The 16,350-nt window shown below is 34.7% G+C and carries 38 protein-coding genes; 1 reads left to right on the forward strand and 37 read right to left on the reverse strand.

The window, feature by feature from the left end:
* Nucleotides 1–5: 5 nt before the first annotated feature.
* The 36 genes from EL082_RS07945 to EL082_RS08125 form a co-directional block, all read right to left on the reverse strand.
* Complete coding sequence (locus EL082_RS07945; RefSeq protein WP_049416292.1) at nt 6–782, reverse strand: head maturation protease, ClpP-related; 777 nt, start codon at nt 780–782, stop codon at nt 6–8.
* Nucleotides 772–1,938 (reverse strand): phage portal protein, encoded by a 1,167-nt coding sequence (locus tag EL082_RS07950; protein WP_049416295.1) that lies wholly within the window; start codon nt 1,936–1,938, stop codon nt 772–774. The genes EL082_RS07945 and EL082_RS07950 overlap by 11 nt, the downstream gene beginning before the upstream one ends.
* Nucleotides 1,939–1,949: 11 nt before the next feature.
* Nucleotides 1,950–3,602, reverse strand: coding sequence for a terminase TerL endonuclease subunit (locus tag EL082_RS07955; RefSeq protein ID WP_103286272.1), 1,653 nt, complete (start codon nt 3,600–3,602; stop codon nt 1,950–1,952).
* Nucleotides 3,599–3,964 (reverse strand): hypothetical protein, encoded by a 366-nt coding sequence (locus EL082_RS07960; RefSeq protein ID WP_049416300.1) that lies wholly within the window; start codon nt 3,962–3,964, stop codon nt 3,599–3,601. The genes EL082_RS07955 and EL082_RS07960 overlap by 4 nt, the downstream gene beginning before the upstream one ends.
* Nucleotides 3,965–4,105: 141 nt before the next feature.
* Nucleotides 4,106–4,417, reverse strand: coding sequence for an HNH endonuclease (locus EL082_RS07965; protein ID WP_049416302.1), 312 nt, complete (start codon nt 4,415–4,417; stop codon nt 4,106–4,108).
* 143 nt (nt 4,418–4,560) lie between these two features.
* Nucleotides 4,561–4,974 carry a hypothetical protein gene (locus EL082_RS07970; protein WP_002452328.1) on the reverse strand — a complete coding sequence of 138 codons (414 nt, stop codon included), beginning with the start codon at nt 4,972–4,974 and terminating at the stop codon, nt 4,561–4,563.
* Nucleotides 4,975–4,986: 12 nt separating this feature from the next.
* Entirely contained in the window at nt 4,987–5,208 is a 222-nt protein-coding gene (locus EL082_RS07975) for a helix-turn-helix domain-containing protein (RefSeq protein WP_049416307.1), read from the reverse strand.
* A gap of 13 nt (nt 5,209–5,221) precedes the next feature.
* Nucleotides 5,222–5,374 (reverse strand): DUF1514 family protein, encoded by a 153-nt coding sequence (locus EL082_RS07980; RefSeq protein WP_126474888.1) that lies wholly within the window; start codon nt 5,372–5,374, stop codon nt 5,222–5,224.
* Nucleotides 5,374–5,541 (reverse strand): transcriptional activator RinB, encoded by a 168-nt coding sequence (rinB, locus tag EL082_RS07985; protein WP_049416310.1) that lies wholly within the window; start codon nt 5,539–5,541, stop codon nt 5,374–5,376. The genes EL082_RS07980 and rinB overlap by 1 nt, the downstream gene beginning before the upstream one ends.
* 60 nt (nt 5,542–5,601) lie before the next feature.
* On the reverse strand, nt 5,602–5,772 hold the full coding sequence (locus EL082_RS07990; protein WP_126474889.1) for a DUF1381 domain-containing protein: 171 nt from the start codon (nt 5,770–5,772) through the stop codon (nt 5,602–5,604).
* A gap of 291 nt (nt 5,773–6,063) precedes the next feature.
* Complete coding sequence (locus EL082_RS08000) at nt 6,064–6,390, reverse strand: MazG-like family protein (RefSeq protein ID WP_049416317.1); 327 nt, start codon at nt 6,388–6,390, stop codon at nt 6,064–6,066.
* Nucleotides 6,383–6,628 carry a hypothetical protein gene (locus EL082_RS08005; protein ID WP_049416319.1) on the reverse strand — a complete coding sequence of 82 codons (246 nt, stop codon included), beginning with the start codon at nt 6,626–6,628 and terminating at the stop codon, nt 6,383–6,385. The genes EL082_RS08000 and EL082_RS08005 overlap by 8 nt, the downstream gene beginning before the upstream one ends.
* Before the next feature lie 121 nt (nt 6,629–6,749).
* The gene (locus tag EL082_RS08010) at nt 6,750–6,887 is read right to left on the reverse strand and encodes a DUF1024 family protein (protein WP_080983267.1); all 138 of its coding nucleotides are present in this window, start codon (nt 6,885–6,887) and stop codon (nt 6,750–6,752) included.
* A 162-nt stretch (nt 6,888–7,049) separates the two neighbouring features.
* On the reverse strand, nt 7,050–7,262 hold the full coding sequence (locus EL082_RS08015) for a hypothetical protein (protein ID WP_049416323.1): 213 nt from the start codon (nt 7,260–7,262) through the stop codon (nt 7,050–7,052).
* Complete coding sequence (locus tag EL082_RS12050) at nt 7,252–7,743, reverse strand: hypothetical protein (RefSeq protein WP_232012181.1); 492 nt, start codon at nt 7,741–7,743, stop codon at nt 7,252–7,254. The genes EL082_RS08015 and EL082_RS12050 overlap by 11 nt, the downstream gene beginning before the upstream one ends.
* 11 nt (nt 7,744–7,754) lie before the next feature.
* Nucleotides 7,755–8,000, reverse strand: coding sequence for an SAV1978 family virulence-associated passenger protein (locus tag EL082_RS08030; RefSeq protein ID WP_404774761.1), 246 nt, complete (start codon nt 7,998–8,000; stop codon nt 7,755–7,757).
* Nucleotides 7,981–8,343, reverse strand: a complete 363-nt coding sequence (locus tag EL082_RS08035) for a thermonuclease family protein (RefSeq protein WP_002452322.1) — start codon at nt 8,341–8,343, stop codon at nt 7,981–7,983. Before EL082_RS08035 ends, EL082_RS08030 begins: the two co-directional genes overlap by 20 nt.
* Nucleotides 8,340–8,540: a hypothetical protein gene (locus EL082_RS12055; RefSeq protein ID WP_049416328.1), complete on the reverse strand. Its 201-nt coding sequence runs from the start codon at nt 8,538–8,540 to the stop codon at nt 8,340–8,342. Before EL082_RS12055 ends, EL082_RS08035 begins: the two co-directional genes overlap by 4 nt.
* A gap of 5 nt (nt 8,541–8,545) precedes the next feature.
* Nucleotides 8,546–8,728: a hypothetical protein gene (locus tag EL082_RS08045; protein ID WP_049416331.1), complete on the reverse strand. Its 183-nt coding sequence runs from the start codon at nt 8,726–8,728 to the stop codon at nt 8,546–8,548.
* A gap of 4 nt (nt 8,729–8,732) precedes the next feature.
* Nucleotides 8,733–8,990: a hypothetical protein gene (locus EL082_RS08050; RefSeq protein ID WP_015365149.1), complete on the reverse strand. Its 258-nt coding sequence runs from the start codon at nt 8,988–8,990 to the stop codon at nt 8,733–8,735.
* Nucleotides 8,987–9,526, reverse strand: coding sequence for a hypothetical protein (locus EL082_RS08055; RefSeq protein ID WP_049416332.1), 540 nt, complete (start codon nt 9,524–9,526; stop codon nt 8,987–8,989). The genes EL082_RS08050 and EL082_RS08055 overlap by 4 nt, the downstream gene beginning before the upstream one ends.
* On the reverse strand, nt 9,527–9,703 hold the full coding sequence (locus EL082_RS11930) for a hypothetical protein (RefSeq protein ID WP_158259974.1): 177 nt from the start codon (nt 9,701–9,703) through the stop codon (nt 9,527–9,529).
* Between the two features lie 4 nt (nt 9,704–9,707).
* Complete coding sequence (locus EL082_RS08060) at nt 9,708–10,112, reverse strand: DUF1064 domain-containing protein (protein WP_049416335.1); 405 nt, start codon at nt 10,110–10,112, stop codon at nt 9,708–9,710.
* Between the two features lie 9 nt (nt 10,113–10,121).
* Nucleotides 10,122–10,349: a DUF3269 family protein gene (locus tag EL082_RS08065; RefSeq protein WP_049416337.1), complete on the reverse strand. Its 228-nt coding sequence runs from the start codon at nt 10,347–10,349 to the stop codon at nt 10,122–10,124.
* Complete coding sequence (locus EL082_RS08070; protein ID WP_049416340.1) at nt 10,318–10,548, reverse strand: hypothetical protein; 231 nt, start codon at nt 10,546–10,548, stop codon at nt 10,318–10,320. Before EL082_RS08070 ends, EL082_RS08065 begins: the two co-directional genes overlap by 32 nt.
* On the reverse strand, nt 10,545–11,780 hold the full coding sequence (locus EL082_RS08075) for a DnaB helicase C-terminal domain-containing protein (RefSeq protein WP_049416342.1): 1,236 nt from the start codon (nt 11,778–11,780) through the stop codon (nt 10,545–10,547). Before EL082_RS08075 ends, EL082_RS08070 begins: the two co-directional genes overlap by 4 nt.
* Nucleotides 11,773–12,132 (reverse strand): hypothetical protein, encoded by a 360-nt coding sequence (locus EL082_RS08080; protein ID WP_049416345.1) that lies wholly within the window; start codon nt 12,130–12,132, stop codon nt 11,773–11,775. The genes EL082_RS08075 and EL082_RS08080 overlap by 8 nt, the downstream gene beginning before the upstream one ends.
* Nucleotides 12,132–12,938, reverse strand: a complete 807-nt coding sequence (locus EL082_RS08085) for a phage replisome organizer N-terminal domain-containing protein (RefSeq protein WP_103286271.1) — start codon at nt 12,936–12,938, stop codon at nt 12,132–12,134. Before EL082_RS08085 ends, EL082_RS08080 begins: the two co-directional genes overlap by 1 nt.
* Nucleotides 12,916–13,605, reverse strand: coding sequence for a putative HNHc nuclease (locus EL082_RS08090; protein ID WP_049416351.1), 690 nt, complete (start codon nt 13,603–13,605; stop codon nt 12,916–12,918). Before EL082_RS08090 ends, EL082_RS08085 begins: the two co-directional genes overlap by 23 nt.
* An 11-nt stretch (nt 13,606–13,616) precedes the next feature.
* Nucleotides 13,617–14,039, reverse strand: a complete 423-nt coding sequence (locus tag EL082_RS08095) for a single-stranded DNA-binding protein (RefSeq protein WP_049416355.1) — start codon at nt 14,037–14,039, stop codon at nt 13,617–13,619.
* The gene (locus tag EL082_RS08100; RefSeq protein WP_049416358.1) at nt 14,039–14,671 is read right to left on the reverse strand and encodes an ERF family protein; all 633 of its coding nucleotides are present in this window, start codon (nt 14,669–14,671) and stop codon (nt 14,039–14,041) included. The genes EL082_RS08095 and EL082_RS08100 overlap by 1 nt, the downstream gene beginning before the upstream one ends.
* Entirely contained in the window at nt 14,664–14,891 is a 228-nt protein-coding gene (locus tag EL082_RS08105) for a DUF2483 family protein (RefSeq protein ID WP_049416361.1), read from the reverse strand. The genes EL082_RS08100 and EL082_RS08105 overlap by 8 nt, the downstream gene beginning before the upstream one ends.
* Nucleotides 14,857–15,111: a hypothetical protein gene (locus EL082_RS08110; protein WP_049416362.1), complete on the reverse strand. Its 255-nt coding sequence runs from the start codon at nt 15,109–15,111 to the stop codon at nt 14,857–14,859. Before EL082_RS08110 ends, EL082_RS08105 begins: the two co-directional genes overlap by 35 nt.
* 71 nt (nt 15,112–15,182) lie before the next feature.
* Complete coding sequence (locus tag EL082_RS08115) at nt 15,183–15,353, reverse strand: DUF1270 family protein (RefSeq protein ID WP_126474890.1); 171 nt, start codon at nt 15,351–15,353, stop codon at nt 15,183–15,185.
* A 22-nt stretch (nt 15,354–15,375) separates the two neighbouring features.
* The gene (locus tag EL082_RS08120; RefSeq protein ID WP_015365163.1) at nt 15,376–15,621 is read right to left on the reverse strand and encodes a hypothetical protein; all 246 of its coding nucleotides are present in this window, start codon (nt 15,619–15,621) and stop codon (nt 15,376–15,378) included.
* A 2-nt stretch (nt 15,622–15,623) separates the two neighbouring features.
* Complete coding sequence (locus EL082_RS08125) at nt 15,624–15,941, reverse strand: DUF771 domain-containing protein (protein ID WP_015365164.1); 318 nt, start codon at nt 15,939–15,941, stop codon at nt 15,624–15,626.
* 58 nt (nt 15,942–15,999) lie between these two features.
* Between EL082_RS08125 and EL082_RS12110 the strand changes: the two genes are divergently transcribed.
* On the forward strand, nt 16,000–16,122 hold the full coding sequence (locus EL082_RS12110) for a hypothetical protein (protein WP_017636933.1): 123 nt from the start codon (nt 16,000–16,002) through the stop codon (nt 16,120–16,122).
* On the opposite strand, the gene EL082_RS08130 is transcribed toward EL082_RS12110, so the two are convergent.
* Complete coding sequence (locus EL082_RS08130) at nt 16,112–16,345, reverse strand: hypothetical protein (RefSeq protein ID WP_017636934.1); 234 nt, start codon at nt 16,343–16,345, stop codon at nt 16,112–16,114. The genes EL082_RS12110 and EL082_RS08130 overlap by 11 nt on opposite strands.
* Nucleotides 16,346–16,350 lie beyond the last annotated feature (5 nt).

Genomic DNA, 16,350 nt, shown 5'->3' on the forward strand with positions numbered 1-16,350 from the left:
CTTTATTATTTAATATTCATATTGAATAAACGTGCAAAACTGTTTTCTGCAGGTTTACTTTCCGTTTGTTTTTCAGTTTCTTCCGAACCTTTGTTATTACCTTTTTTAACTTCTGCTAAAATTTCTTCAAGTTTATCCATTACATCTTCGACAGTAATTTCGCTTGATTCTTTTTGTTGTCCCGGTTGTTGTGGATCTTCGTTACGATATCTAGTCATGAATTTGTCACCTCCCAAGATTGTTGATGTGGTTGCAGCTGCAACTCTTGAATTTTCAGTAATATTGTCGATTAAACCTAGTTTTTTAGCCTCTTTAGCTGTTAGCCATGTTTCTTCATCCATATAATCTTGAAGAAGCGCATGGTCGATGTCAGGGTTCTTATCGACATAACTGTTAAACACAACACTGTTAATTCTTTCTAAATCTTCGGCTTGCTTTTTAAAACTTCTAGCATCACCTTCACCAATTGTCCAAGCATTATGTACCATTAACATGGCGTTACCCGGCATATTAATCGTGTCACCTGCCATTGCAATCACAGAGGCAATACTTGCAGCAAGTCCGTCAACATTGACAGTAATATGAGCATCAAAACGCCTTAACATGTTATAAATCGTTACACCACTGAAAACATCTCCACCGTTACTATTAATGTTTACAACGACTTCATCAACATCACCCATTGCTTTTAATTGTTCTCTTACAGTCTGGGGGCTAATCGTCATGCCTTCGATTGTTTGACTGTCTATAAAGCCATAGATGTCAATTTCATTATTCGCCATTTATATCACCTCCTTCATTACCTGTAGTTTCCTCATCAACGGTTTGATAATTTTTAGTGATAATAAATTTCTGCATTTCTTCACTTCCGATAGGTTCAAAGCCTGTAAGCACTCTAATTTCATCTCTATTGAAAGAACCACTTGCAATGAGTTTGTCTACTGCTTCACTCACTTCAAGTGGTCCTTTTTGATCTATACTTATCGCTTTGATTCGTTTTCCTTCTTTATATCCACGCTCACTAAACAATTTAGCGTTCAATTCATCAGTAATTTTTTCAATAATAGGTTTAATACAGAACTTCATATAGTTATCAGTCATAGCTTCTATGTCTGCCGTATCCCCATTAATCAATCCAACTGGAATTCCAAGGTTTCTAGCTACATAATTTAATAACTGATTAGGTACTTTAGCCATATCATCAATTTGTGATGATGTTTTCGTACCATTACCGTTTGAATGTTCTTCATATTTATAACCTTTTTGAACTGGAACAATAGCTATGTCATTACTTTCAAAGGCTTTATATGCATTATTAATAAATCTCTGCATATCATCGTTACTTGCGTTGGTTAATGGTGTATTAGCCTCCATACCTAAGGTAGCTCTTATCTGGTTGTTCATTAAATTAGACTTAATCATGCGACCAAAGATATCTCCATAATCATTAAACAAGCCATATAACATGTTTGTAATTGCTTCATTGTTGTATTCAAGGTATATCACTTCACTCATTCTAAATGAACGTTCAAACTCGAACTCTCCTACAATGATGTGGTCAAATATGTCGTCATAGAGTGCGTATTCTTCTCTCACAAAATCATCTGCAATAACTAAATCCTTTGAATCAGTAACAACAATTAACACTTCATTATCATAAATCAACTTTCGTATTACCTTTTGCCAAAATGTTGCAGCACTTTCATCGGTATTTGGCCTAACATTCAATTTATAGTGGGTTGTTGAAGATGTATCTTTACTTTCACTATCGATAATTTCAAATTTAGTTTGACTAATTGTTCTAGCTATATGATTTATACACGTATCTAATGCCCACCTTTTTATGTAAGCTTTGTGAGAAGTTTCATGTAACAATTCAAAGTCGTAACTAAACTCGATTGCTTCGTTTCTTCCCATAATTCTATCGAATATACTCAAAATCTCACCTCCTAAAAGCTAATATCTGCCATAATAAACGGTTGATCATACTCTAATATCTCATCTGCACGATAAAGCGCGTGTAACATGGCATGGAAACCATCAGTTTTACGTCTAACTTCATCTTTTTTGATGTATTTCTTACTACCATCTGGCTGCATTTTGACTGCCACATTGTTGGTGAACCATCTCATCAATGGATTGTCCCCAAAGGTAATTTGTTTCTTAGCAAACATGGTGTCAATTCTAGGTGCAAGCAAACCATGTATAGCAGTTGGGTTCTTGATCACTTCTAATGGTATACCTGCCTCTTCAAATGGTCGTCTAACAATATCGGTTCTGAAATTATCTGATATCACTTTAGTTAAATTGTATTTACTTTGTTGTTGCATAAACCAATTAACGATATATGAAATATCAATCACATCATCATCTACAATTGTTAACAAGCCATCATCTGCCCATTGTTCAATTGGAGGCTCTAAATGAGTGGTTTCTAAAAATTCACGTCTGATAAATGAATGTGTTAACCAATAATACTCATCATTTTCTCTAAACAATAAGCCCACACTAGCAAAGTCTCTAACTAATGCATAGTCAAGACCTCCAATGCAGGCTTTATTTTCGAGATTAGGTAAAGGTTTATTCGTAGCTTTGATTTCTTCCCACGGCGCAACAACTTTTTCTTCATCAACTTCTGGTAAGTTCATTCGTTTTGTCATAAATTCCGGTTTGTTTGAACGATTGATGTGTAACACGTTATATTCTTCTTTAATTTTACGCTTTAAGTTTTTGGCATAACTGGTTAATGGCGGATGCAACATAGGATTAGCTTTCTCCCACATTGTTTCATCATCAACTTCTTTAGGGTCGTCGAGTTTACAATAAAACGGGAATATTCTATCTTCTGAATTATTACCTGCTAAGACTTCTAAGATCCTATCTTTCATACCATCCATAAAACCTTCACGGACAAAACCATCAGTTGAGATATAGAATGTTCTATCATGAGGTACTTTACCTAATCCACCACGCTTAACGTTAACCATATCAGCCGTTTCATATATAGCTATCTCATCAAAGATGACACAACCTTCACGTCCACCATCTTTAGTTTTCGTATTTGAAGTATTATATTTGATTATCGATTGCGTAGACCTATTTTTAATTTCAGTTTTACTTACTTCATAAGGTGCTTTAGGTCTTTCTGCTACTTTATTTCGTTTATGTTCAAGCAAAGTATTATATATTTCATTAAATGATGTTTTCGCTTGGTCCTCACTGTTTGCAACAATTGAAATGTCATATTTCTTAATACCATGTATTGGTGTAGTGAAGAAATCACTAATTGCGCTTATGAAACCATTTTTACCTGCACCACGCCCCATGAATAAAGCAAATTCTGTGAAATATGGAGTATCTAACTCTTCATCCATCAAGAACAAAAAAGCAATGATGAATTTCTGAAAGGGTTGTACTGGAAAGTACCATTTATCAATGAATCTGATACACTTATCTATCTTTTCATCATCAAAGTAGATATTATCTTTCACTAAAACATGATTTTCTAAATAGTTAATCAGATCAATACGTTCTTGATTTAAAATAATTTTACCGTCACGCCATTGTTGAATGTATTCATCTACATATTTGTTACGAATCATACATAATCATCTACTGGTTCGTCGGTTTCAATCGGTTTGGCGTCTTTCGGTAATAAATCGGTTAATTGTTTCATCACACGTTGATAAGATTGGTCACGTGTATTGTACAAACGAGCAATTGGTCGTTCACGCTCATAGGCAGGTACATTTTGAGATTGTTGGAACATGTCGTATTCGCCATTCTCTTGAATATCTTCCCACATATAGTTCAACATCACTCGCATACGTGCTGCTTGAATGATAAGTCCTTGAACTACATTCTGTTTTTCTTGTGGGATATCTTTGAAGATGGCATGGAGCCTTTTTTCTTCTTTATCGACTAACTTTTCACGCTCTTTGCGTTGTTTTGCAGTTAATTGCATTGACTTCACTCCTTTCTACTTTATTGGGCGGGGGTTAGGGTTACATATGAAATAATTATGAAAACTTGCGAAATCGAGCCCTCACGCCGTTCTCCCTATCGGGAAATAATTGGGAAATGATTTTACCGGGGGCGTATGATTTTACCAACGTTCATCTTTCCATTTAATTTCTTTTGGTTTGAATTGATTTCCACCATATTGAAACCTTTGATGTCTTTTATTATGACAAGCTTTACAGAGTACACGCAGATTATCAGGCTCTAATTTTAAATCTGGTCTATCCTGTAATTCTTCAATGTGGTCCACTTCTAAATTATCAGTCGTCACTTTACCTTCTTTACTGCACCATTCACATTCATAGTGAGCACGTTTCAACACTTGTTGTCTAACATCTTCCCAAGATTTACTATTGTAGAATCGTTTACGTTCTTTGTATTCATTGTAATCTTCCATAGTTAAACCTCTTATATAACAAAGAAAGACACACCACTATGTGATGTGCCTCATGTATTCGTATCGTATGCCTCTAGTATAATGTTATTGATATCACTAATGCACACATGGTTCGAATGGTTCGATGTGTTCGATTGGTTCGATTAATCATAGTGACCTTGTTGTGCATCCATGTATACATTAACTATTTCATTCACACATCCATAGAATGTTGACTTACTCTTTATCTCCATGAGCTCCATGATAGTCTTGTGCTTGATGCCTATCTTAATTAATTGAAGTATGTGATAGTTCATCTCATTAGTTACATACTCCTCATACTTATCTATGAACTGTAGTTTATTAAGTAGCTTAACATTACGTCGATACTCTCTATTCCTATCTAACACTTTAACTAATACTTTATCACCTGTTCCACCTTTAGCTTTAGGCATTACTGCTTCTATACCATATTGTGCAGTAGATGTACTGTCTGCATCATATACCTGTGCTTCAATAATATTACGCATCCACTTATAATTGTCTATCATGTTTCTTACTTCGTCACGTGTATACATCTACTACCTCCATTACTTATTACAATTAGTCATATCTATATCATCGTTAACTAATTCCTTTACCGATATATTCAATCTCTTTGCAGTTAATAACGCTGTATTCACACTTGGGCACTTCCTACTATTCTCCATGTCTGACAAGTACGATTGGCTTATCCCCATTTTATCTCCCATCTCTTGTTGAGTAAGCTTCATTTTCTTTCTAATTCTTTTAAGGTTATCACCAAATGTCATAAAACTACCTCCACTACTTACGTTTCTCATCTATATATCTAACAATGTAATCGTTCATGTAAGCATTAGCATAATTATATTCTTCTAATTCTTTCCGTTGTTCGTGTTGTACACCTAGAGAGATGAGACAAACAACACCTAATAGTATTGATATGATTATCCACATTAGTCAGATACCTCCGCGTTTAAATGGATATGATCATCTTGCGTAAAATCCTGTGGCGCTTCTATATCATCGTTAGATGTATATTTAATTAATAATTGTTCTGTCACGTACTTACCTAACTCATACATTGCTAGTGTGAATATTAGTTTTGAAATGTGTTTAATCATTGTCTGCCTCCTCATTAAAAACATCTAATCTCGTTCTGCTAGTTACTAGTTTTAAATCCCTTAGTCCCGAATGAATTCTTCTCTACGTTTTTTGTCTTTAAATATCTTCATTGCCTCTTCCTTACTCTCTGCCTCAACCACTTTAAACGATTGATTTTCTCTCGCCTTAGTGACGTGATTGTGTTTGCGTCCTGTTGAATCTGTGAATGTGGTGATTAAATACTGTGTCATTCCCCACTCACTCCTTACCTATATAAATTTCACTATTATTTTAAATTTGTTAATTATCATTAAGAATAGCAATGCTATTAAAACTGCTAATATATCTTTCTCGACAGAAAATCCTACAAGCAATATTAAAATAATAAAAAGTCCGATTTTGTATACAGTAGCGTGTTCATCATTACCAAAAAGATACTTATCAACAAAGTAATCTAATGCGACTAACCCTATTCCGATTATCAGTAAAACAATTATGTCACTCACTTCCCCAGCACCTCCCGAATTTTAGTCAGAATATCTTTATCCTTCGATGTCTTCTGATTTGATGAAGCTCCCGTCTTTTGACATAACTCCTGTTCTGTCTTTAATCTCTCCATAAGCTTGTTCTAAACACTCCTGTAACGTCATATTATTTTGTTGGGCCAATATCACTAAAGTAACAACAACGTCTCCTATACCGTCTCTGAGAGCGTCTGTGTTGTCTCTGCATAGTGCAGCAGCAACCTCACCCATCTCCTCGGAGCTTTTAGCGTATTGTGTAAAGCTATTGCCATTGTTTAGTCCTTTATCGATACTCCATTGTTCTACTGCATTTACTAATTGATCTACTGTTAATTGATTAGTCATTTTGTTCCTCCTCATCAATACCAGCCAATTCACACATAACACTCTCTACACTTCTATCTTTTAATTCTTCTGACACAAATACTTTCATATCATGTAATTCTGTTTTTATTGTTTTTTCATCATTGTCATGGTCAATGTAGATTTCTAGAGCACCATCTTCTAAATTAAAAATAGCTTTATCTTCATCAACTCTGTAACCTTTTTCTTCTAACTTCTTTAATGATTCATAAATTTTCATCACTCTTCACGCTCCAATTCTTCAATATAATTAAATATATTTTCATAAACACCACTCAATAAACTATATCTAGGGTCTTGAGTCTCTTTATAAAGAACACTGTAACTATCTAGCTCTTCTTTTATGTTATTTTTACTTCATCAAACGCATTCGCTTTCTTATACACACTATCCAACTCATTCAACAATTCCACCGTCTCATTGCCTGTGTACACTCTTGCACCAATAATCCCTTGTTCTATTTGTTCACGGTTAGTCATTTTATTCCTCCTCGATAAATTCAACTTGATATAATTCCACCTTTATTAATTTGTTATCGTATTCAATAACTGCCACCAGAGAGGGTTCGTCTTTCGATAATTGAAATACACCGTGAAATTGTTCTTTTGATATTTTATAGATTCTCTTAGTCTCAATCGTCATCACTCTTCACGCTCCAAATCACTTAATAAATTTTGAAACTCATGCGTTCCGTCTAGTTGGTCCATGCGTTTAAGATGTTCTCCTAATTGAAATAATGAACTTTCATCTTCTTTACCATCAGCCATTTTTATCATATGGAGTATTACTGGATATTGAGAAAGCATTTCTTCTTTCAACTCTAGCCATGCACGTTTATAATCTTTATCTTTCATGGTTTACCTCCAATAATTTCATAAGTTCAAATAAATCATCATATCTTTTGTAGATAACCTCTTTTTGTTTGTCATTATCGCCAGGATACTCCACTATCTCTTTTGAGATACTAGCTAAACCTTTTACTATCTCATCAAACGCATTCGCTTTCTTCTCTAACTCTGCGTTGTATTTTATTACGCTTGCATTGCTTTTAATTAACTCATCACGCTCTTTAGATGTCTCATATAAATTCTTTTCTATTTCATAACTCAACTTAATTTCTTTATCTAATTTTTCTTCGAACTCTACATTACGCTCACGCAACTGAGCTATATCGTTAATGAGTTCGTCACGTTGTTGTTTGTATGAATCGCGTTCTTTTTCAATATCCCAGTACATTTGTAATACTACACTTGCAAATTTTCCGGGATTTTCTGTAAACTTTCTAATAATAACCTTTACATTTTTACCAAGTCGTTGAAATTCCTCTATTTTCATTACTCAACCTCCTAAAATAATGTTAGTTGCTTATCTTCTTCTAAACTCAACTCGTATTGCTGAATGTAATTCATAAACTCTTGCTCACTGTTAAACGTCAACTTAATACCCGACCACTTCGTCTTGTGATGACCGTGTAGGTAATACACACCATTTACAATATGCATGTGTGCTACTTTCACATCATCTTGGTACAAGTAACGCTTGGTACCGAAATACTGGTTAAGGAATGCTTTTTTATTTTTCATTGCTTTCATTCCATTTCGAATTAGGTTTGATTAATTGGTTAATGTGCAGATCATCATTCAACGAACGTATCTCATTACCTGTATCATAAAAGACATTGGCTAAATATCTGCCGAAAGCGTCATCTTTATACGTCTGAACATATATCTTCTTATTCTCTACACATTGCTTAGTAAAGTTAGTAGCTTTACTATAATTTTCTTGTCCTCTCTCTGGCGTATCAACATTGAGTAACCTGACACGCCTTTTAGCAAAAGTTTCAAACCCTAAATCTAAATCTATATCTATCGTGTCACCGTCAACAACATTGGTACATGTTGCTTTAAATGTGTATAGTTGGTTTTTGATATTCATCTCATACACTCCCTGTTACTGCGTTTATGTTCTTCTAATACTTTCATCACGACTTTATTGCAACCTACTTTAATCACAAAGCCCCGCACACCTTTTTCACGTAATTCTCGGTTAATCTGTGTAGGTGTCTTGCCTTTAGTGTTGTATTTGTAGCGTTGGTTGATTGTGTCGGATAGGTCGTATGTGCTAGTTGTCATTGTCATCACACCTTTACTATGTCGTATTTTTCATCAATCACTACTAATTCACTACCTACTCGTACTTTTAGGTATGGTTTGCCTTTAAAGTTGTAATGGAGTTCTTCCACCACTGCAGGGAACGAGTTGGTCGCGTTTGGATATTTGAACCAAATATCATCGCCTGTATTTAATTCATGTAATTCCATTCGCTTATCCCCTTTGCACTCTACCGTATGAGTCGGTTTTAACTCTGGTAATTAGATTGTTTTTCTCTAAATTTCTGAAATAATTACTATCAACTCTGTTTTTCTCCAACATCTCTAATGATCGTTTAGCACGTGCTATTCTTTCTTCTCGACGCTTTCGTTTCAATTCTCTTTCATGTCTCATTTCTGCTTGTTGTAACTCATACAACTGTTTTGCACTTAAACCATCGCCTTTATTAAACTTCGGTATTTGTTCAATCAATTTGTTTTCTCCTTACCTTTTAAAATTTCTAACCCTTTATAACCGTGCTTGATTCTATATTTAACTGTTGCTAGAGATATAAAGCCTTTTTTTGCTATTTCTTCCATAGTCATTCTTCGACCATCAATGTCATATTTTTTTGCTATAGTTCTTTTTCCTTTTGGATATGTCAAAGCTTGTTCTAGTGTGTAGTTACCATTTCTTAAACGACTTACTAAACTATCTTTACTAACACCATTGTCCTCCGCTTTCTTTAAATCTTCATCGCTTATACGATAGGTTTTATCACCTGCTTTGATAATTCTGTAAAGTACGCCATCTTCAACTTCTGCTTTGGAATTTGTATACAATATTTTAGGTAACACTGCGTCTTTAACGCTCCACCCTCTATATAGTCTCCTCTGAATGATTCTGTATGAAACTCCGTGTTTTTCTGCAATTTTTATATCTTCGTTAGGCACTTTGACTTTCTTTCCTTTAACTTCGACCAATGCATATTCAACGCCATCTATTGTTTCTAATGTCCGTTTAACCATCTACTCCACCTCTGCATCATCTATTGTTATATCTAGTTCTAAAATATCGTTTGGATACTCTCTTAACTCGTTAATTTTTTCTTGCAATCTATCTTCTAACGTTTCATGTTTGCCTACTGGTATGAACGTGTTTACATGTCCCGTGATTTTAAAATTAATTCTTACTTGATGTTCCATCTCATCAACCTTTCTCTTTCTTGCGTTGACGTCTAACTTTCACTAATTCGTCGTATTCAATCCAATCAAGTCCAGTGTATTTGGGTGCTTTACATATCCATGTGAGTTTTACATCTCTGTATAGGTACCTGAACATCTTAGCTTTAAGTTTTGCCGTTTCAGTAGGTCTGCCTTTAACATCTATCACTTCGACCAACTCATCATTAAGATATAATGCAAAATCCGCAATATATTCTGCCTTACGTTGCTTACCAAACTTAGGTACAAGCTCGTATCTTGGTTGTATTTCGATACGATCATAGTTAACGCCATTCATCTTACTTTCTAAATGTTGGTAATATTCACACTCTACTTTGCTATCAAATACATGTCCTTTGTACTCAATTTTCTTCGCATTGTATTTACTCATATGCCACCTCTACAAATATTCGAATAGATTCGCTTGTAATCCTAGTTCTTGCTCATACAGAAGCCCATAAACGCCTTTAAAATGTTTTAGCTCACTATCTGTCATAATCTTCTTATCGTCGCTAAAATGGGCTCCTGTGAGCGAATAAACCTCATTCGTATTATCTTCGTACTTGATGACTATAATATCTTCAGTGCCATCAGCTCTATATAGGTAATACCTTTCGATAATCCCCATCTTTATCCCTCCATTTTGTTTCATTCATGATTAACTCCTGGACTTCTTCATATTCGTCGAATGGCGATATTGTCTCGTTCTCTAATAAACGTTTAACTGCCCAACCTGACTCAATAAGTGTTCTAGCTATCAGCGGGTCGTCTTGATAATCTTCTCGATACATCACGCCTAGTAATTTTTGATATTCAACTACTTTCATGTGAAGAACCTCTGCGTTTTCTTGTAATATTCGAATTCAATAACACCTGTTTCACCGTCTTTGTTCTTTGCGATATTACATTCAACAATCGACTTACCAGAAGCATCAACATCATCACGGTTGTAGTAGTCATCTCGATATAACAACATTGCTAAACTTGCATCTGCCTCAATTCCACCTGCTTCTTTCATGTCGGATAGCATCGGACGTTTATCATTTCTTGACTCAACACTACGACTTAACTGCGAAAGTAAGACGATAATTGCGCCTGTTTCGTTAGCGATAATCTTTAAGTCACGCGATATTTTTTCAATGCCGTTACGACGATCCAACTTGCTATCCGTTTGCATAAGTTGTAAGTAGTCAATAAAGATAACTTGTTGAGCATCTTTATTTTTCATTGCTTGTTTTCGTACATCGTGTGTTGTGATATTGCTTTTGTCGTGTATATCTATATCGAGTTTGAGTATTTTATCTGCAGCAGTTGTTAAACGTGTTAATTCATCTGGTTCTAGGTCTTTAATTTCTTTAATGCGAGTTAGTTCAATTCCAGTTTCTGCAGATAACATTCTTTTCAATACAGACACGCCAGTTGTCTCTAAACTGAAGAATGATGTTTTATAGCCTTGAGATGCGATATTAAGCATCATATTAAGCGCAAAACCTGTTTTACCTACTGATGGTCTCGCAGCAATTACAATCAACTGTGTAGGCTCTAAACCGCCTATTTTGTAATCCATCAATTTGTAGCCTGTATTAATTTGTTGTTTAGGTTCCTCGCTATACAATTCTTCGACAAAGTGGTCTACAATTTTCTTGGTCCCACTTTCTTCATTTGCGCTAATTAAACTAACCTTTTGTAGTTTGTTAAGCATCTCATCAAAGTTGTGTATGCTTGGTTCAGAATTGAATTCTTGTAATACATTCTGTGTTTGATCTATTTGGTATAGGTTAAGCAAATCTTGCTGATATCTTTCAAAAAAACCATAACCGATAAATTTTGAGTTGTATAAATTTGAAATAGTATCAATATCTAGGAACGCTTTATCTTTAGTGGTTTTTAAATATATTTCGTTATGGTCAACCTTACCTAATTCAAATACATACTCTATAAATGACTTCATGCCATCGTGGGTGAACATTTCGGGTTTAACACGTAACTTTTCAATTAAGTCTGGTTTTTGAAGTAAGCTAGCAACAATGGTACTTTCAATCTCATGACGTTCATTCATCGTTGTTCACCTCGAACTCACTTAATTTCTTTTTGAAGTCGTCTAATATCTGTTTTCTTTGTGCTACATATTCTGGATCATTCTTCATTCTCCATCTATGCTTTGCAGTCTTTTCATCTACTGGTTCTTCTTTGACGACCTTTACTTCCTTTCTCATAATGTTAGGTATGCTAGGTGGGTAAGGATTAGCGTCATTGATGTATTGCATCACTTGTTTTCTTGTAGGGTCGTAATCTCCGTTTTGACTCAAGATGTTAACCCACGTTTCTAATTTAGGTCTGTCAAAATCAATGTTATATACATGCCTAATTGTTTTAATTATTTCTAGGGCTTGTTGTTTAGTCATAGGCATTAGCTTTCATCTCCTAGCTCTTTTTCCATTTGAGCAATCACATCATCTGCTACAGACTTTTTATTTTTAGGTTTGATTTTATTTTCAGCATCTTCTCTAGTCTTAACGTTTTCTTTAGCCCAGTTGTTTAATACTTTGATTAGGTAACCTGCATGACAACCTTTATCTTTTGTATAATCAGTAGCTACTTCAACAATTTCATATGCATGTTGCCCAATATCATCAATGGCATACCCTATCTGTTCCATCTGATGAGGAGTTAAGTTGTTATCAAGGTTATTCATGATGTAATTAATTGAATTTTTAAAAACGTCGTCACTTCTATCTTCTTTATTCTTTTTCTTATTCTTATATTCTTCTTCTAATTCTTCTTCTTCTTCTGTATCGTTACGTGACGTTACTGTAACGTTATTCTCTAGTTGTTTTTGTCTTTCTCTATATCTTTGTTGTCGAAGTCGATTTTTTTCTCTATGCTTACTTTTACTATCTAAGCTTTGATGTTTCTTCCAGTTAGTTACTTTAAATACACCGTTAACTTCTTCAATCATGCCTAGTTTTTCAAATGTTTGTAGCGCTAATCTGATTGAGTTAAGCGGTCTGTTAAACTCATTAGCTAACATTTCTTCGTTATAAGGTAAGCTTTCAGACAACATGATGTAACCTTGTTCGTTGTACTTACCAGCTAATGTAAGCAACTTGACCCATAACGTAATGATCGTGTCTCTTTCTGGTAATGCTTCTATATACTTAATTTTGCTATCGTCGAACATTCCGACTTTTAATTTAATCCACGATACTTCTGCCATTCGTTTCTCCTTTCAACATTCGGTTGAGCCGACTATCAACATCCACCCAACTGTCATGTAATTTGTATTTCTCGTTGAAACTGTCCATGCCTATTTGATGCTGTTCTCTGTGGTGACTTGGGCATAGAGCTAATACTTGATTACCTATATGATTAATTTTGCGTCTGTTACGTCCTCGTCCTACCGCGTGATAATGTGCAAGTTCAGCCTTTGGCTTACCACATATTACGCAGTTACGGTTAACCGTTGACCAATACAAGAATGATTTATCTGATTTGAGTAAGTGGCTTGTTTTAAAAGCAAGCGGGATATCGTTGTGAAATATCCAATCAAGCGTGACTTCGATAATTTGGCTTGCTTGTGTACGTGTGCAGTCACTTAATGAAATGCGCTTGTCGTAGCCGTAGTAAGTTCGAACGTATTCGATGAACAAATGTCTCATGTAGTCCATCGGCGAACCTGTATGAGCCTCTATGTCCTTTACAAGTGCAAATATCTTTCTGCGTTGCTTACTTGTTATTTTGAACGGGTCTACGACTTGCACATCAACTTCTACTTCTAAACCATTGTCGAGTAGTAATGTTTCTTTGTTACCTAATTCAACACCAGAGATGACGACGGTTGTCGTGCCGTCATCTTGAGTGATGTAATTCTTGATTTTTGCCATTTATATCAACCCTAAAATGGAAGGTCTGGAATATCATCTGCACCGTTGTCAAAAGGATTATTACCACTTTGAGCTTGTTCGCTTTGTTGTTGTGATTGGTTGTTAGACTGATTACTCTTCGGTTCAAGGAATTGAACACTATCTGCTAATACTTCAGTTACATATATACGTTGGCCTTCTTTATTTTCGTAACTACGCGATTGTATACGACCATCAACACCAGCTAAATTACCTTTAGATAAGTAGTTATTTACTTTCTCTGCTTGTTGTCTAAATACAACTACATTAATAAAGTCTGCTTGTTGCTCACCGTTTTTATTTTTAAAGCTTCTATTTACTGCTAGTGTAAAAGTGGCAACACTCACACCGTTTTGTGTTGTTCTGAATTCAGGATCTTTTGTTAACCGTCCTACTAATACGACTCTGTTTAGCATTAGTCATTACCTCCAGTTATTTTTTTTGCGTTGTTTTGTATTTTATTGATTATTTGTACTGCTTCATTTTCTGTTAGATCGTAGTTTTTAACTCCAAATCGTTGCTCAACAATGTTTTGTGGCGCTTCATTTTTAGTACCTTTAATTAAATTTGTGAAGTTGATAACTTCTTTTTTTAATGTGCCTATGGTTTGGCTACTCGCTTTTTGTGGCTGTGTTTGTTTTCTATTATTCTTGCCACTAGCCTCATTACCGTCATCATCTTGATCACTTGTAATTCCAAACACTGCACTTAATGAATAACGACGCATGTATGTTAATGCTGAACCTACACCTTGCGCTGTATTCTTATCTGGTTTAGTTGTGGCGGGTGGAAATTCTATATATTCGCCACTTTCATGCAGTAACACCGTTGATATTCCAACCAAGCCGTTTTCTGTAGTGACTGGATATTGTGAGTATGTTAGTCCATGTTTTGGCGCTACATCATCGATTGCCTCAACTACATTCTCAAGTGGTACATATTTACTTTTAAAAAAAGGATTGTTGGCATCTTTCATTGGCTGTTTAACTTCTTTGTGAAAGTTGGCTAATGCTTTGTTAAGTTCGGTTATAGATTCAGATTTATTCATACTCGACCTCCTCATATTCAGTTGATTCTTTTACAGTTTTCTTGATTGCAGTGTGTTTTGTCATGTCAATCACTGCATTATCCATACCGTCAAAATCTTTAGCGTCTCGTCTGTTAGTTGAATATTTAATATCTGGAAAATTTTCGCTAGGTCGATTAGTGATATATATGTCATCATCAACATCTTTAAGTTTGATGAGATAAGTCACTGTCTCTTTCATCTATCAAACACTCTCCTTTGATTACTTTTTTAGCTAGTTCAAAATTGGTTAGCATTTCACCTTCTGAATGAATGGTGTTATCTATTTGAAGAACGCTCACACCGTTTGCATGGTAATGTGAGAACCAAATAACATCGTATTTATAGTCAACTTGAAAACGATTGTTTGGTATCAAATCCATCAAATCATGTGCCATTCGTTTAAATTTATGTTGTTTCATTTGTACCTCCGTGATATATTATGAGTAGTTGTATTTCGTGATTGGATGTTTTGACTGTCTGCTAATGGCCGTTAGCATTCAGTCTTTTTTATTTGAAAAAATTCATATTCGAAAAATACAAATGCTGCGATACTGATTAACATTGCGATACCTAATGCAGTTGTGAAGTAGATACCTGCAAATGTAAGTGCTAGTGATAGTACAATCCATGATAGTAATGCGATTAAAAATGATTTGTTCATTGGTGACGCTCCTTTTTTAGATTCAATTAAATTCATATCTACAGAATGGACAAAAGTTTGCTGTTTTTAATGTGTGTCGATTACATTTTGGACATTGTTTTCCGATTCTTTCTGACAGTCCGAAATTCGTCACCGATACTTTTGGTTGACCTTCGCCATAACCTTTAGTGAATTTGTATTTGTTAATTGCTCCACCCTTAGCATTCCTAACTTCCTCAACCAAAAGTGCAGTTAGGAGTGCTAATTTAATGAGTTGTAGTTTGCTCATGTTTACCTCCCCTTTCCATGAATTTCTTCAAAATGTTCTTCGATGAACTTATTCATCTTTCTTGCGTTGAATCTCCAACGATTTAAACTCTCATCTGGATAATGTGCGATACCTTGTTTTTTAAGTAATTTCTCAAATTTAGGATTGAATAATAATCTATCTTTAATAGTGTCGTCAGATGACATTTTTAATTTGCGTTTCAATTCTTTTAAGTCCCAAACTGGATCTAGTGAGTAATTTATTAACTCATCGTATTCATCTTTAGCGACAAGTACGTGTGTGTCTGGTATTGGTACAGATACGGTTAAAGTTTGTGTCATCTTAAATACTCCTTTCGTGTATAATGTTGTTATCCCTTTACGAAGGGAGGTGTTGCCTATGGCTAAGGATCATATGACCATCGAGACATCTTGTCCTAATTGTGGTAAACGCATGAAAATTACGACCAAGAAGAAACACAATAAATGTCCAAGATGTAAACTTGATTTTGTTAGAAAGTAGTCTCGAATGGTATACCTTCATCAATTAATTCATCAATCGTGTTTTTAGATTTTTCTAATTCTCTAATAGCTTTGTTTATTTTTAATTTTTTAATTTCTAAATCTTTTCCGTTAATGTTTAATTGATGAATAAGTTTAGGTCTTTTTCTATCAAGCACCTTTTTAGTAACTATTGCAGTAGTTGCTATTAAGAGTGCTTTTTTGATTAGATTTAAATATTTCATTCCAT

This window comes from Staphylococcus warneri, from assembly GCF_900636385.1.
In the GTDB taxonomy this organism is placed as follows: Bacteria; Bacillota; Bacilli; order Staphylococcales; family Staphylococcaceae; genus Staphylococcus; species Staphylococcus warneri.